This window comes from Hahella sp. HNIBRBA332 (assembly GCF_030719035.1).
Classification (GTDB): domain Bacteria; phylum Pseudomonadota; class Gammaproteobacteria; order Pseudomonadales; family Oleiphilaceae; genus Hahella.
The window spans coordinates 3324660-3340817 of record NZ_CP132203.1; the positions used below are offsets into that span (position 1 = coordinate 3324660).

12 protein-coding genes are annotated in these 16158 nt (G+C 52.8%); 6 read left to right on the plus strand and 6 right to left on the minus strand.

What is annotated here, in order from left to right:
- Positions 1-58 precede the first annotated feature (58 nt).
- On the minus strand, positions 59-1948 hold the full coding sequence (gene tagH / locus O5O45_RS14665) for a type VI secretion system-associated FHA domain protein TagH (protein ID WP_305905952.1): 1890 nt from the start codon (positions 1946-1948) through the stop codon (positions 59-61).
- Between the two features lie 462 nt (positions 1949-2410).
- Here tagH and O5O45_RS14670 point away from each other — a divergent pair, with 462 nt between their 5' ends.
- The 3 genes from O5O45_RS14670 to O5O45_RS14680 all read left to right on the plus strand — a co-directional run bounded on the left by O5O45_RS14670 (position 2411) and on the right by O5O45_RS14680 (position 5820).
- Positions 2411-3169, plus strand: coding sequence for a response regulator (locus O5O45_RS14670; RefSeq protein WP_305905953.1), 759 nt, complete (start codon positions 2411-2413; stop codon positions 3167-3169).
- 329 nt (positions 3170-3498) lie between these two features.
- Positions 3499-5124: a tetratricopeptide repeat-containing response regulator gene (locus tag O5O45_RS14675; RefSeq protein ID WP_305905954.1), complete on the plus strand. Its 1626-nt coding sequence runs from the start codon at positions 3499-3501 to the stop codon at positions 5122-5124.
- A 6-nt stretch (positions 5125-5130) separates the two neighbouring features.
- A complete protein-coding gene (locus O5O45_RS14680) occupies positions 5131-5820 on the plus strand; it encodes a sensor histidine kinase (RefSeq protein WP_305905955.1) in 690 nt (229 codons plus the stop codon).
- A gap of 46 nt (positions 5821-5866) precedes the next feature.
- Here the strand turns inward: O5O45_RS14680 and O5O45_RS14685 are convergent, their stop codons facing one another.
- Positions 5867-6667: a UPF0149 family protein gene (locus tag O5O45_RS14685; protein ID WP_371747991.1), complete on the minus strand. Its 801-nt coding sequence runs from the start codon at positions 6665-6667 to the stop codon at positions 5867-5869.
- 313 nt (positions 6668-6980) lie between these two features.
- Between O5O45_RS14685 and malT the strand changes: the two genes are divergently transcribed.
- The 3 genes from malT to O5O45_RS14700 all read left to right on the plus strand — a co-directional run bounded on the left by malT (position 6981) and on the right by O5O45_RS14700 (position 11680).
- Positions 6981-9704, plus strand: coding sequence for an HTH-type transcriptional regulator MalT (malT, locus tag O5O45_RS14690; RefSeq protein ID WP_305905957.1), 2724 nt, complete (start codon positions 6981-6983; stop codon positions 9702-9704).
- 197 nt (positions 9705-9901) lie between these two features.
- Positions 9902-11245, plus strand: coding sequence for a glucan 1,4-alpha-maltotetraohydrolase domain-containing protein (locus O5O45_RS14695; RefSeq protein ID WP_305905958.1), 1344 nt, complete (start codon positions 9902-9904; stop codon positions 11243-11245).
- 177 nt (positions 11246-11422) lie between these two features.
- On the plus strand, positions 11423-11680 hold the full coding sequence (locus tag O5O45_RS14700; RefSeq protein WP_305905959.1) for a GrxA family glutaredoxin: 258 nt from the start codon (positions 11423-11425) through the stop codon (positions 11678-11680).
- A 115-nt stretch (positions 11681-11795) separates the two neighbouring features.
- Here O5O45_RS14700 and O5O45_RS14705 read toward each other — a convergent pair whose 3' ends face one another.
- From O5O45_RS14705 to O5O45_RS14720, 4 genes are all read right to left on the minus strand, one after another.
- On the minus strand, positions 11796-13274 hold the full coding sequence (locus O5O45_RS14705; protein WP_305905960.1) for an OmpA family protein: 1479 nt from the start codon (positions 13272-13274) through the stop codon (positions 11796-11798).
- Between the two features lie 143 nt (positions 13275-13417).
- Positions 13418-14695, minus strand: a complete 1278-nt coding sequence (locus tag O5O45_RS14710) for an NAD(P)/FAD-dependent oxidoreductase (RefSeq protein WP_305905961.1) — start codon at positions 14693-14695, stop codon at positions 13418-13420.
- Between the two features lie 159 nt (positions 14696-14854).
- On the minus strand, positions 14855-15295 hold the full coding sequence (locus O5O45_RS14715; RefSeq protein ID WP_011398087.1) for a hypothetical protein: 441 nt from the start codon (positions 15293-15295) through the stop codon (positions 14855-14857).
- Positions 15296-15642: 347 nt separating this feature from the next.
- The gene (locus O5O45_RS14720; protein ID WP_127971876.1) at positions 15643-16065 is read right to left on the minus strand and encodes a transcriptional regulator; all 423 of its coding nucleotides are present in this window, start codon (positions 16063-16065) and stop codon (positions 15643-15645) included.
- Positions 16066-16158 lie beyond the last annotated feature (93 nt).

Below are 16158 nucleotides of genomic sequence, written 5' to 3' on the forward strand. Positions count from 1 at the left end.
CGCCGCACTCTCATCAAGGGGGTTTCTAGGTACAGTAATCAATTTTAAAGTGCAAGCGTCATTTTTGACGGTTTGCCTTCAACTCATTGAAACTGCGCTCATAACTTTCCGCAAAGGTCTCGCCGAATAGACGTTTGAATGTCTTCTCCGCGTCTTCATTCATTTCTTCGAAGAAGTCCTTGTACGCTTCCCAGTTTTTACCAGCGCCGCCAAACAATGACTTACCACGCTGCTTTTCAAAACGTCGCTCCAGCTTTTCGGGGTTAAACTGACTCATAAGATAGTCGTATGCCGCACGAATGCCATTAAAGAGCGCTAACTGGTGGTCAGAAATATCGGCGAAGGCTTCTTTTGTCGCCTCCATGGGCGATAAGTAGGCGCGCCCGGACTTCGTAAACAAGTTGTCCAAAGCGTCCTCAGCCGACACTGAGAATTTCAGCGGGTTGTTCTCAGCCGCCTGAATCATGGTGAGATTCATACGAAACTCATTTTTGATAGTCTGACGGGCTCTCAACGCCTTCATCAGACCGTCAACCGTTTCCCGCACCATATCGGCGATAACAGGAGTCAGATTAGCTTGCTGTTCTGCGGTTAAACGCGCCAGCCCCAGGGCTTGCGCCAGTCCAGCGACCTGTTCTGGAGAAACCTGAATCGGCGGCGTGGAAACAGGCGGACGCTCAGGCTCCCGAGGCGTTTCTAGCACAGACTGTTTTACAGGAGGCGCGTCTCGTTTGACCGGGCGCTGCTCGACCTGCCGTCTGGGCGGCACGACTTTTCCTGGCGCTTGCCCGCCCGAGTTTGCAATCGGCAAATCCGGCTCGGGGTTCTGTTTGACCGGCTTTTCAGCTGGCTTAGGTTCAGCAGCCGGAGCCACGTCATTCAATATGTCTGCGAGCGAGCCACCGTCACCAGACGGCTCCTTGACGGAAGGCTCAACAGGAGGAGGCTGTTGCCCCCACAGAGATGACTCCGATGGCGAGGTGGATTCCAACGGATCGGACTTGCTCGCCCCCGCCCCAGTCAAGTCTTGTATCGGTTCAATCTCTTTAGGAAGCTGGTGCGGCTGATCCATTCCCGCCAATTGTTCGGAGGGAGTGTTCACGATATCCAACAATGAATCCGGGTTGGACTTGGGCGGCGGTTCGCGGCGCGGCTTCTGTTTGGATTCAACGGGAGGCGGAGGCCTCTTGGGCGTAGACGGGATTTCCGGCTTGCGAGGCTGAATAAGGGACTTATCCCAGTCTTCAGGAATCACATTGGGGATATCCATGCGGCCACTCTCAGCAGAGCCTCCGCCAAGCCCAAAGGAATCCCCCAATAAGTTGTCCGCGGGAGGCTCGTCTCCCGACACGCCCAACCCCAAGCCTTCATCATATAAAGAAGATTTTTGCGATCCACCAATCGCGACCAGGGGATCTACAGAAGAGTCGCCGCCAGTTAATCCCGTGTCGCCGCCAATAAGTTCCCCATTCAACGCGCCCAAAGAAGGTTTGGGTTCCGGCTCCGACCCAACGCCAGTCAGCCATTTGTCCAAATCGTCCAAGCCTGGGGAAGCAGCAGCGCCCGCGCCGCCTGGAACGTCATCAATGTCGGATGTGATAGACGTTGACTCGCCGTCATCCTGCGGCTTATCCCCTTCCACCAGTAATACGAACGGCCCGAGCAAAATCTGGTCGCCCTGGTTGATAGGGGTCGGTTGCCCTTTTACCAAAGCCTGACTCAGGTTGTTTAGAAATGTGCCGTTGGTGCTTTGATCGACAATTTCAAAGCCTGTTCCGTTAAATTGAATCTTCGCGTGAACGGATGATACGTAACGGTTGGGGTCCGGCAGCACCCAGGTATTCGAATTCGCGCGACCTATCGTCGCCCCTTCTTCTTCAACAGTTACGACTTTGCCCGCCATCTCGCTCTCAGGCGGACATTGAACGACTCTAAGCTTTACCTGCATGGTGATTTTCAAGTCCGAAGGAAATATCCAGTTAGATTAACTAATTATGCTTACCAGTTAAAGCGATGCATATACTCACAATGGCTTTCCGGGTTTGCGTCCCTGACTATATGCGACGACACTGTGATACGTCGCCAACTGCCCTTAGGATAATCCTTTAGGGTTAGACAGCAACAGAATAAAACTCAAAACGATAAAAATAGACCATAAAGCCTATACTTATCGACCGGTACGCCTATATTTCATAGGCCTAAAATAGGGTTGCTAAAATTAACGCCAAATGAATAATCTGCAATCTAAGGTAAAAGCGTCATTATTTGGCATAACAGCTTCATTATTCGGCTGTTGCTATATTAAAAGTTATTAAGATTATTGGACGGCGTCGAATGTCGGAGACGCTTTCTCGTCCGACGTATTGCAGGCCTGCTCCTGCTGAAAAGACAGGCGATTAAGGAACATTAAATGGCTCAGAAAACTGCTCTCATCGTTGACGACTCAGCGACAGCTCGAATTATGCTGGCCAAGGTCCTTAACAGCATGGATGTTAAAACCCGTCAAGCCAGTTCAGGGGAAGAAGCCCTGAAACTGGTTCCCGCAGAACGCCCGGATCTGATCTTTCTCGATCATCTTATGCCGGGCATGGATGGTTTCCAGACACTTAAAGCGTTAAAGCAAAATCCGGAAACCAACCAGATTCCCGTCATTATGTATACCTCCCAGAACGCCATGAAATATCAGGAGGAGGCCAAGGCCCTTGGCGCGGCGGGAGTCATCACCAAGCAAGTTGACCGCGAACGTTTATATCTGCTCGTTGAACATGTTTATATGCAGCAGGAGCTGGCTCGTACGGAAGCAAGCGTCAATACCGTGGCGGAGGCGATCGGTCAGACGCCTATGTCCACCGAGCAGCCCGCCGCTCCACGCAAGGTCGTCCCGTTACGTCCTGGTCAGCAGAAAATGGAAGATCACGTGGAGCAGCGCATCGCAACCCTGCGCAGCGAGCTGGAAACGCAGCAAAACGAGCGTTACTGGAAGCCACTGGAAGAATTGAAGAAACAGAATGGCCGTCTGCGTATTGCGCTGTGGGGGATGATCGTCGTGTTCATTCTGACTGGACTGAAACTGAACTCTCTGGATTCCGCCTTTGACGCCATGCAAAAAGAGGTGAATTCCGCCAGACAGGTGCTGAATGAACTGATCGCTATCATGGAAGAAACCTGATCAGCGAAGAATATCCATGACAGAATCAGTAGTCACTATGCATTAGAGGGCGCTCATGCGCTCTCTTTCTCCCCCCCTTGTTCTCGCCCGCTCCCATTACATACCTCGCCAAGCACAACGCCAGTAAACGCCCTATCGCAGAAGCATCCGCCCGTTTCAGGCAAGAAAATAAATATCCGTTACACTTACTTAAAGTAATTCTTTAGAAAGTGAGCATTACACCGATTGTTTTTCTGGGCTTTCATCAAAGATGTCTGCTGCGCAGTGCGCCTGCTTAATAAGGAAAACCCAAGTTCATCTCAGTGAGCCAATAGCCGGGAAATAGCGCAATGCTGTTCAAGACTTATCAAAAGAAAAAGTTTCTGCTGGTTGATGATTTTGACAACTTCATCTTCTCACTCAAACAAATGCTGCGCCGACTTGGCGCGGAAGACATCGACAGCGCACGCAACGGCGAAGATGCGGTGCAGCTGTTTTTACGCAAGCATTATGATGTCGTGTTCTGTGACTACAACATGGGGGAGCACAAGAACGGACAACAAGTGCTGGAAGAATTGCGCTTCCGTAAACTGCTGAAAAATACAGACATATTTTTGCTAGTCAGCGCTGAAGCGGCCAAAGACATGGTGTTTGGGGCGCTGGAGTGCCAGCCTGACGGCTACATCACCAAACCCATTACACAATCCATACTGCAAAACCGCCTTGATAAGTTAATGGAGCAAAAAGAGGCCACCGCGGATATCAACCGCGCGATTGATCTGGAGGATTACTCCAAGGCGATTTCGATATGCAACCAACATCTCAAGGCGAACACCAAGTATCGCTCCTGGACCGTAAAAACCCTGGCGAACCTGTACTATCTCAGCGGCGACTTGGTTCACTCCAAGCAGATTTATGAAGATATTCTGCAAAAGCGCCGTCTGGACTGGGCCCGCCTGGGACTTGGCAAAGTGCTTCTGGCGGAAGGCAATGCGCAAGAGGCGGCAGTTAAATTTGAGGAATTGATCGAAGAGCAGCCCCTGTTAGTGGAAGCTTATGACTGGCTGGCTAAAGCCCAGCGTCATATCGGCCACGGCAAAAAAGCCCAAGGGACGCTGCAGCAAGCGGTGGAGATATCCCCTCGCGCCCTGCTGCGCCAAAAAGAGCTGGCGGAGATCAGTCGCTCGTTGCATGACTTGGAAACCGCCTCCAAAGCGTATCGGCAAACCAACAAGTTGAGCGAGCACTCCTGTCACGAATCACCGGATTTGTATCTGGATTTCACCCGCTGCCTTTCCGACCTGTCGGAGGGAGACACCTCGTCACAAGGCCAGAAGCTGGCCTCGGAGGCCAACGCGGCGCTAGAACGCATCCGCAGAAAATATAAAGACGATCCGGCGACACAGCTGAAAAGCCATATGGTCGAGGCCAGAGTCTGGTCGGGTCAAGGCAAAGCTCAAGAAGGAGCCAAAGCGCTCAAGCAGGCGCAAACCTACTTTGACGATGCCGCCAAGGACAACCCGGATCTCACACTGGAAATGGCGCAAACGTTGTACGCGCTAAACCAAGAGAAAGAAGCCGAGCTGCTGCTGACCGAGCTTGCCGCCAAGTACCCGGATAATGAGAAACTGCAAGACCGGATAGAAGAGTTGCGCGACGAACCGGTCAGCCTGAAACAGCGAATCAAAGCTCGGGAACTCAACAGAAAAGGCATACAGCTATACGAGGAAGGCGCTTTGTCGGATGGGGTGGCCGTATTCAAGGAAGCGATGGCGATTACGCCGGCTCATGTCGGCCTGAATCTAAACCTGCTGCAGACGCTGATAAAGTCCGCCGCCCAGTCCAAACTGAATGCAGAATATCAGGGTCTGGCGCAGCAGTGTCTGAGCCGACTGCAACGACTCACGCCACAGCACAGACAGTACAAGCGCTATCAACACTTGTTGCAGCGATTCCAGCAAATTCAACGAGGTTAATGCACCGTGACACAGAAAAACAAACTGGACTTCAGCTTTATCATGGCGGCCAGCGTTCACGATATGAAGAACTCTTTGAGCATGTTGCTGCACTCTCTGGACGAAGTGAATCACGAAATCGCGGAACTGGACCTTCCTATTGCACAACGCATGGCCACATTGCAGTACGAGGCTGCGCGGGTAAACAACGATCTGGTGCAGCTGCTAAGCCTTTACAAGCTGGACTCAGACATGCTGACTGCGGACATCGATGAACACTTCCTGCTGGACTTTCTGGAAGAGCAAGTAGCGCGCTACCACCCCCTTTTCGCCGCTCGCAATATGCGTTGCGAAGTAGACTGCGACGAGAGATTGACCGGCTACTTCGATAGCGATCTGGTGTCTGGCGTGGTGAACAATATTCTCGCCAACGCGATTCGATACAGCCGTAGCCAGATCAGGGTGTCAGCCAGAGCCGTGGAAGATGGTCTTTACATCACGATCGAAGATGACGGCCAGGGATTTCCCGCCAAAATGGTGGAAATCCCGGAGCAGTTGTCAACGGAAGTGGACTTTGAGTCGGGCAGCACCAATTTGGGGTTATATTTCGCCCACCGCATAGCGCAACTGCACATGCAGAAAGACAAAACAGGCAAGATTTCACTGCGCAACGGCGGCGCACTGAATGGCGGCGTCTTTGAAATGTATCTGCCTTAAATCTCTCCGCCCGCCGCCGGGCGCTTTCCGGCGGTCAGGCCTCAATTCACAGGCAACACTTCTTGAACTTTTTACCGCTCCCGCAAGGGCAAGGATCATTACGACCGACTTTGGGCTCTTCCCGCACCAGCGGATCATGATGCTGGAAGTAAACGGATAAGCCCCGTCCCGCTTTGGCGTATCGCATCAGGTACCCGTTCAGATCCTCATGAGCGCCGCGCAACTCCTCGCGAAAGTCATCCTGCTGAGATGCGCTTTCACGCTCCAGAATCTCCAGGGCGGCGTCCACATCCTGAAAGACTTTCAGGATTGAAATGGTGTCATCCAGATCCCGTGACATTTTCTCATAGCCGCCGGGGTCGCGTTGCGCCAACATCTCCAGGGCGCGCACCCAGTTTGGAGCCAGCCACTCATCCGCCAGGATAACGCCCTCGCACCAGTTTTCGAAGCTGCGGCGCTCCTCGGTGTCCCAGCTGAACAGGCAGTCCGATGGCAACGTCGGCGCGCCGGTTTCAATTTGTCCACGAATTTCCTGATACAGCGCCTTCATGTCCTCGATCACCGTCGAGTCACTTCGGCACAGTTCCTCCTGATAGCATTCTCCCAATGCGACGGGTAGCCAGTCTTGCTCGTCTATTTCAACGGGGCAGCAGGCCAATCCGAACAAAAAACCGTGACATTGATTGTAATTAAGCAAGTCCTCACAGCGTTCGGCGTCACACAGGAATGCGCGCAGGTCAATAAATCGCGGATCAGATTCATAGCCCGAAGCGACTTGTCCCCTCGGGTATACGGAAGGAAATTCAACTCCCATACCACTCGATCCTTTTAATAATCTGTTATTCATTCAAGTGTAAAACGAAACAGGCAATATTGTTAGTAGTTTAGTATGGCCCCGGCGCGTCCTCACGCAGGTCCCAGGGCGCGCCAGACCAGCCTCGCCAAAGTACGCCCCCTTCTACGCCCAAAGAAAACGCCGACTACTCCCCCACTCATCCCCATCCCCCCCCCTTGAGCGGCTGTTTACCCGTATTTTTTACCCCCATAACATTCCAGGTAATAACGCCGCTGACATGCCTATTGCACATAACAAACAAAGCGGCCCATAACAAAAATAAACAGCCGTAACGGTCAGCGAGAGGCCGTCGGCGGAGCACCCTATGACAACGAGCGACGCACCTGATGCAAGACCGCTGATTCCCAGCAAAATTTCACCACCGCAAATCAGCCCTCATGTTCTGAGCCGTCCGCGCCTGGAGGCCACCCTGCTTGAAGCCGCCAATAAGCCCTTATGCATCATGCGCGCGCCGGCAGGATTCGGAAAAACCACTTTAATGTCCCATTGGCGTCGCCGCCAGCCGGGACGGGTCGCCTGGTTCAGCCTGGATGAACTGGATAACGACACAACCCTTTTCGGGCGCTATCTGGTGGCGACACTGTCTCACCAGGCGCCGGAGCTTCAGGGACCACTGTCGCGCGCTGCAGAAGCGCTATCTGACTATGATCTGATCTGGCTCATCGGAAAACTGTGCAATGAATTAAGCGCCCTGGATCAACAGCTCACTCTTGTGCTGGATGACTACCATCGCGTGCATAGCGAGCACATCCATGAAGCGCTACGGTTTCTTATTCAGCATCAACCTCCCGCGCTACGCCTGTTTATCCTGACGCGAGCTGAGCCGCCGTTAGGCTTAGCGAATTGGCGCGTACGCGGCATGTTGCACGAAATCGGAGCTGATGAACTCGGCTTTACGCTGGAGGAAGCGCAGCAATTTCTGCATGAAAAAAATGACCTGCGAATCGACGACCCGCAAGCATTGCAGGAAACGTTGCAGCGCTTGAAAGGCTGGGCGGCGGGGCTACAGATCATTGCGCTGTCGGCGCCCCCAAAGGATTCATTTAATGATTACCTAAGACGCTTTAATGGCGCCCACGCGCATGTGCTGGATTTTCTCGCGGAGGAAGTGCTCAGCAAACAACCGCCAGAGCGTCAGGCGTTTTTGCTAAAAACCAGTGTGCTGGAGCGTTTCAATTCCGAACTGGCGCAAGCGTTGACTGAACAGAAAGAAAGTTTCGGCATGCTACAGGATCTGGAAAAAAGCGGCATGTTCATCGCCCCGCTGGATGAATATCGCACCTGGTACAGCTATCACCCATTTTTCGCCGAGTTTCTGCGCCATCAGCTACAGCTTCAGGCGTCCCCCCAGGCTATTTCCGACCTGCATCGAAGAGCATACGAATGGTGGCTGCAAAAAGCCCAGACGGCGGAAGCGCTGACTCATCTATTGCAGGTGGGCGATCCCGCGCTTATCGCCGAGACGTTGTCTGTCCACGGCTGGGCGCTGTTTGAACAGGGCCGGCTTAGCCTCATCGAGCAGTGTCTGGACGCCCTTCCCGAAGCCGCCATCGCTAACGACAACAGACTCGCCCTGCTGCGAGCCTGGGTATGTCTGACCCAGGCCGATCCCGGATCGCTGGAGGAAGCGCTCAATCAAGCGGAGCAACGTTTGCCGGACCGGCAAGAAGAGACGCAATGGCGACGAATCAGCGCCGAAATCAGCGCACTCAAGGCCCAGTTATACGCCACGGTCGAAGACATTGAAGCCGCGCACAATCACGCGCGGCAGGCCTTGGCGATCAGCTCCAGCGCCTCCAACGCAGCCGCCATCGCCCTGTCCGTTCTCGGTGAAACTCACGTGTGCCGCGGAGAACTGGACCAGGCGCGAGAAGCTTTTATTCAGGCGGAAGCTTCCGCACGCGCCGCCGATTCCATGCACGGACTGCTCTGGACGCTTGGACAACAGGCGGATGTTCTGCGTCATCAGGGAGATCTGTTGGGATGCCATCAACAGCAGACCATCGTCTTGCAACTGGCGCGGGAACACCATCTCGCGCAAACGCCAGTCATGGAGTTTATTCACCGGCAACGGGCTGACCTGCTCATCGAGTGGCTGCAATGTCATGAGGCCGCCCAGCATTGTGACGCCGGATTACGCATCGTGGAGCATCTTGAACCCCATTGCGCCATCCCTCTCAACGCATTGAAGGCCAGCATTGCGTTGCAACAGGGCGAAGCAGGCGCGGCGGAAAATTATCTACGCAAAAATACATTGTTAATGCGTGAACATCGGTGCCACTCGGACTGGCGAGCCCTGTCAGCATCCATTCAACTTCGCTACTGGCGACAGCAGCGCAATCTATCCGCCATTAACGAGTGGTTAAGCGCCGAGCCAGCTCCCAGTCCGGCTCCAAGTCATTTTCAGCAACGCCGGGCGCGCAACCTCGCCTTCGCGCTGCTCAGCCTGGACAGATCCCTCGAAGCGCTGCAAATACTGCAACCATTGACCGCTCAGGCGCGCCAATTTGGCCTGCGCCTCTGCGAGATGGAAAACCAGATTCTTGCAACTTGGGCCTGCCTGCGCCTGGGGAATGAGAACGACGCCAGCAACGCTCTGCTGCGCGCATTGCAACTGGCGGAGCCAATGCGCGCAATCGCCAGCTTGCTGCAAGCGCCGGAGTGGCTGCTGGAGTTCTATGGCGCTCTGCTGGACGACTCTCGCCTGTCCAGCGCCGAACGCCGACACTTGCAACGGGTTTTAGAGCTATCCAAGCGGCAACATAGGCCGCAGAAGAAAACGCGCAATATGCCTGAACAAGCCAGAGCGTTGGCGCTAACCCCAAAAGAGTGGGAAGTGCTGCGTCTGATTGGCGAAGGCAGCAGTAATGAGCGCATCGCCGAGCGTCTGTATGTGGCGCCAAGCACCGTTCGCAGCCACATCAAACACGTGTACCAGAAACTAGGGATTTCCAGCCGGGTGGAAGCCCGACGGGTTTCCCTCGACTTATCGCAGGGCCGGGTCGCCGGCCTTGGCGAACAGGGGTAGGCCGGCGGACCTAAACGCTGAAAATCCCCCCGTAAATCCCCCATTTGCATGGAAGCGTCCCAAGCTCGCCTTGGTTATGATCAAAGGGTAACGTACATCCGAAGCGGCCATGATGGCCGCCGCCAATTTCACGAGCTTGGCGCACGGATGAACCAATATGGACTTCAGAAAAAATACAATACCGGAGCTCATTCATTATGTTGAAAGTTCATCGTCCAACCCGAATTTCTCTCGTCATCCGACACGCCGCCGCCTGCGCGGCGGCCGCTGTGCTATGCGTTTCCACAACGACCGCGAACGCCGACAGTTTCGGCAAAAGCGACGCCGGCGTCCGCTTTCACGGCGGCGACGAAATCATCCTGCAAGGTTTCCACTGGAACGTCGTACGTACTGCGGAAAACAACTGGTACAACATCCTGCAAAGTAAAGCCCAGCAAATCAGCGACGACGGCTTCACCGCCATCTGGATGCCGGTTCCCTGGAGAGATAACTCGTCCTGGCAAGCATCCAGCGATACACGCTTCGGCGGCGAAGGCTACTTTTGGGCGGACATGGATAAAAACAGCCGCTACGGCGGCGACGGCCAATTGAAGCAGGCTGCCTCCGCCCTGAAGAACAAAGGGGTCAAGGTCATTTACGACATCGTGCCCAACCACCATGATCGCGGACACAGCAATGACTCTCTCAATTTCCCCTCCGGGCAAGGTTATTATCGTTCCGACTGCAGTTCCTGCGACGATGGCGACCCATTCATGGACGGCGGCTCAGATTTCAGCACCGCCCACCCGGATGTATACGATCTGTTCAAGAATGAACTGGTCAACCTGAGAACCAATTACAGCGCCGGCGGATTCCGATTCGATTTTGTCCGAGGCTACGCGCCGGAGCGCATTAACGCCTGGATGAGCGCTTCTCTGGACAGTGGGTATTGCGTTGGCGAGTTATGGAAAGGCCCCAGCGAGTTTCCATCTTGGGACTGGCGACACAGCGCCAGTTGGCAGGAAATACTGAAAGATTTCACCGACAATTCTGACTGTTCCGTCTTCGATTTCGCACTGAAAGAGCGCATGCAGAACGGCTCCATTTCTGACTGGCGCTATGGTCTCAACGGTAACCCCAGCGCCCAATGGCGGGAAGTCGCGGTTACGTTCGTCGACAATCACGACACCGGCTATTCGCCCGGCCCTCTCGGCGGTCAGCATCACTGGGCGTTGCCGGATTGGAAACGTAAGCTGGCGTACGCTTATATTCTCTCCAGCCCCGGCACGCCAGTCGTGTACTGGCCGCATATGTACGACTGGGGAATGCGTGACTTCATCCGCAACCTGATCCAGCTACGCAAATCTGCTGGCGTGAAAGCTTACTCTGGCGTGCAATTCCATAACGGATTCAGCGGATTGGTGGGAACAACAAGCGGCAGTAATGGCAAGTTGCTGTTCGCCATTGACTCTAACTTCAGCGCGCCAAATCAAGTCGCGGGCGGCTCATGGAGCCTGGCGGTCAACGAGGATAATGGCCGCATCCGCATCTGGCGTCAGTAACGCCGGCCATCCCCCGGGCGGCTGACGCCCGGGATTCTCCCGCTCTATAGAGACAATTTCAACGCACACCAATAACAAAAATCAATCAAAACGTTATTAACTATCAATTTTCCTCCTCACACCGCCACGTATAATCTAGGTCGCAATGTTTTACACGCGCCTACGGAGGTATCAGTCATGTATACGGTAATTTTCGGTCGGTCAGGGTGCCCTTATTGCGTTAGAGCCAAGCAAATTGCAGAACAATTAAAAGATCAGCGACAAGATTTCGATTTCCGCTACATTGACATTCATGAGGAAGGCATTAGCAAGGCTGATCTGGAGAAAACCGTCGGCAAGCCAGTCCAGACCGTGCCGCAAATATTTATCGATAAAGAACACATCGGTGGCTGCAATGAGTTCGAAAGCTACGTGCGTCAAAACCTGGCGCACTGACCAAACCGCAGCAGCGTCAGCATGAACTGCTGAATCCGATAGACAGCACAAATTAAAAGAGGCCGCTCAAGGCCTCTTTTTATCTTTTATAAATCACGCAGCGCTTACAAGCTTGCTACTGAAGTCGCCGAATCAGCTCAACGCGACGATTGCGTTTCTTTCCAGCGTCGGAAAGGTTATCCGTTTCCGGCGCCACCGGGCCTACTCCGTAGGGAATCAAACGCGCTTGCGCAATACCGTAGTCTTTTATCAGACGCTCAACAACCGCCTTCGCACGCGCCGAGGACAACTCAATATTGTGCTGGAACGCCCCTGTGTCATCCGTGTGACCTGTCACATAGAGCAACAGATCTGGACGTTTCTTCAGCAAGCCGGCAATAGCATCCAAAGTAGGTTTGGATTCGTCTTTGACGACAGCTTTGTCCGTATCAAATAACACCCCGTATAAAAGCGCTTTTCCGGTCTCGTCGATATCACGACTCAGACTGTCCACATCCACCGTTATCAGATCATCCTCCAGCGCTTCCGATTCCAGAATGATCTGCTGCACTGCCGCTTCATCTTCATAACCGCCGATAAACAAGGCGACATACACCTTGCCTTTGACTGCGTCTTTTGAAGCCACCATAAAGTAGGGATTACGGTAATTGTTGTAGACAGATTCTGTGAGCGATATCAGACCACCAAGGTGCGCTGTCTTATATTCATCGCCACATTGCTGCAGCTCACAGGAATAGATAGTGGTAAAGCCGCCCTTCGCCAGCGCCGCTTTATAGTTTTCGTACAACTTTAACGTGGAGACATTTTCCAGTTCATAAAAGTGCCTGGACAAGTCCCCTACTAAGTCCAATGTTTCAAACTGATAGGGTTTGTCATCGCCCAGCGCGGAAACTGGAATGCTAATGCGCTCATAATCCACCACTTTGCGTTGACGCAAATCCGCACCGGGATAGCGTGGCAACAGCGGATGATCTTCCTTCGTCGCGTCCGGGTCATTCGCTTTCATCACTGTTGCAGGCGGCTGCGCCCCAAGATATTCGACATTCATTGCGACAAGGTCGTTCTGCAACGGCTCTTCTTCAACGATAACCTGCTGCACGGCGACCTCGTCTTCATAGCCGCCAATGAACAGCGCCACCGTGACTTTACCTTTTTCCGCCCCCTTCTCGTAAACCATGTAGTAAGGTTTGCGGTAGTAGTTATAGACGCTGTCATTCGACGACACCAAAGCGCCCAGCTCCGAGACTTGATATTCCGAGCCGCAGTGCTCCAACTCACACAGGTAAACGGATTTGAAACCGCCTTTTTCCAGCGCGGTCCGATAGTTCTTATAAACCTTTAGCGTGGAGACGTTTTCGAGGTTATAGAAGTGTTGGGTCAAGTCGCCCGTCAGGCTTAACTTTTCATATTCGTAAGGCTTATCTTCGCCGCTGAGTTTGCTGGCGGGAATCGTGAACGGCGCATAATCGATCTGCAGATAGGTTCTTACTGTGGCGTCAGGATAACGACTTAACAACGGATGATCCGGATTGTCGGCATAAACACTGGCGGCGCTCAACACACCAATCAAAGCAGCGGTAAACCTTCTAAGCATGGAACTCCCCTAATTTTGGACGTAATTACAGGAAATATAAGCGCTTTCCGTGGTTAATTTCCGTCACGATAATGGGGAGAAACGCGTCCGCCCACTTAGGATGACGCGTTAGAAAAGACCGGGAAAAGAGTTTCAAAGTGCGGTTAAGAAGGGACCTTCAGCCTTTCAATTCCGAAAGCCTTTAATATGTAGCGCTCAAAGAGCGGCTCTGTAGACCCTTTGCGTAATTTGAGAAGAAAGTACTTTTCGAACGCCACTTTGGCGACATGCACCCACTTGCCTTCACGCATCCAGTTCACGTTGCGCGGCGGCATCTGTGGAATCGCCACAAAGGCGATTCCGGTGTCCCCCATATCCGCCAGACACACCGCATTCCAGGTTGCTTCCGCTTTGGGATCCGCGCCGGCGAGGGTCGCCTGGATATTTTTCGCCACCGCCGTCGCCATACTCTCAATCATATAGCCAGTTTTGGGGACGCCGGTCGGAACGGGTGTCTTTTCCTTCGGCGTAATCGCCACCGCCACACCAATGCCCCAAACATTGGAATACGTAGGATTGCGTTGATGCTTATCAATCACGACAAAACCTCGGGGATTCACCAGTCCCTCGACACCTCTTAACGCATCAATACCAGTAAAGGCGGGCAGCATCATGGAATATTTGAACGGCAATTCGCGGCGTTTCTTATCCTGTCCATTCTCATCCACTTCCATGACGGTCATAAGATTATTGTCGACAGACTCAACCTTGGCGTTGCAAACCCAATCGATGTGTTTTTGGCGCAGTTGAGACTCCAGCATGCCTTTACTATCGCCTACCCCACCCAGACCGAGATGACCAATATAAGGTTCTGAAGTGACGAAGGTCATTGGCACTTTATCGCGAATACGCCGTTTACGCAGGTCACGATCCATAATAAAGGCGAACTCATAAGCGGGCCCAAAACAAGAGGCGCCCTGCACCGCGCCAACGACAATGGGGCCGGGATCTTCGACGAACTCGCGCCACTTCTGGTTGGCTTTTATCGCGTGATCAATATGGCAAATGGATTGGGTGTAGCCTCCAGGACCCAGCCCCGGAATCTCTTCAAACGCCAGTCGAGGACCTGTCGCAATGATCAGATGATCGTAGGAGATGCTATCTCCATTTTTAAGCTCTATGCGGTTAGCGTCCGGGTCGACCTTTTGCGCTGCGCCGACCACCAACTCTACGCCTTTGCCGGATAAGGGGGATTGCAGCGGAATTTTAATCGCTTCTGGCTCCCGCCATCCGATGGCCACCCAAGGATTGGACGGCACGAAATGAAAATAGTCTTTATCACTCACCACCACTATGCGGTGGTCTTTACTCAGTGTTTCCCTTAACTCAAACGCCATGGGCATTCCGCCCAGGCCCGCGCCTAAAATAACAATAGTCGCCATGCGCTTCCCTCTTTGTCGTCAATTCCACTCTGACGCGGCTCAATCCCGCCGCCGCCTTGTCTCCAGTATTTCCTGAGACCCAGCAGAATAATTCAAAGCCGCACCACTTCGCTACAGCTGTAAACCGCGCATATGCGACTTAGACGACAAAAAGGCCCGTCAGGATGCGACGGGGCTTTCCTGAATCCTTACAGCAGCGCCGTTATGCCCTCTTTTGACGCTTGGTCCAGAGGGTTTGCGGAAAGCGTGACGAATACGATCCAGCTCCGACACCAACAACGTGCGCTCAAATTCGGTTGTGCGATCGTAAAGATCCAACCAGGCCTGCTTCTCAGGCGGCAGTTGATAGACAGGACCGTCTTCTTCCATACGCACGCGATACATGGGGCCATCGCCTGTACGCAGCCATTCGAAGTTGCCATCCCATTTGTCAGCAATGGTAATCAGGTAATCCGCTCCCACCTGATAAATATCTCCGTTAAACCATTGGCGCACTGTTTCGTAACGCACGTTACAGGCGACGGAGATTTCCCGTTTAATTTTCCGAGGATGCACTCCCCGATCCAGTAGTAGTCTTTCAATTCTTTTTGTAACACTCATATGCAAGCCAGCTTTGTTAAGATTTGTAAATTGTATCTCGCATTAATACAAGCTTGCATGCCTAATTCCAAGATTTTTTATTACATTGACAATGATTAATAAAAGTACAACTGGATTTCGCCGTTATTCCACACCCTTCCATTCCCTCAGACAGGCCTTGGGCGCTAGGCGCGACGCAATTTCGCTAAAAACGCAAACGCAATCGCTCAACAAGCGAAAAAGAAGACAAAATATTAAGAACAGGTAAGAAGAATGATCGATTCTTGGCGAGAAACTGACTTTCCGATGTGAAAGTCAGTCAGAGACTTGGACGGAAGTACAACTTCCAGTTAAATGCCAACAAGTTATCAGCTTTTAACTTTTTCTTCCTTTTTTGAGAAAGAGGCCGGCTCCAACCCCTCATATGGATTTTGAATAGACTTACGGAACCTTTTCAACTCATTGAGCATGTATGCGCGCTCAACGTCAGACGTGTTATCGAACAATTCTAACCAGGCCCTTTTCTCTTCAGGCAAATAGGAAGCGGCCTCTTCGCTGATCTTGGGCTTTTCCATAGAGCCCTTGCCCGTGTATAGCCAATCAAAGTTGGCATCCCATTTGTCGGCGATAATCAAAAGATAATTCGCGCCTACTTCAGCAATCGTGCCGTTAAACCACTGACGTACAGTTTCATAACGGACTCCGCAAGCGTTAGAGATTTTCCGCTTTACCTGACGGCGATGAACGCCCCTTTCGAGTAGTAGTTGTTCGATTCTTTCGGTTACAGACATATGCAAGCCAGCTTTGTAGTTTGCCGCATTGTAACCCGCCTTGCTACAAATATGCTTGCTTTATTTAAGCAATTATGCTTGTATAACGCGCGA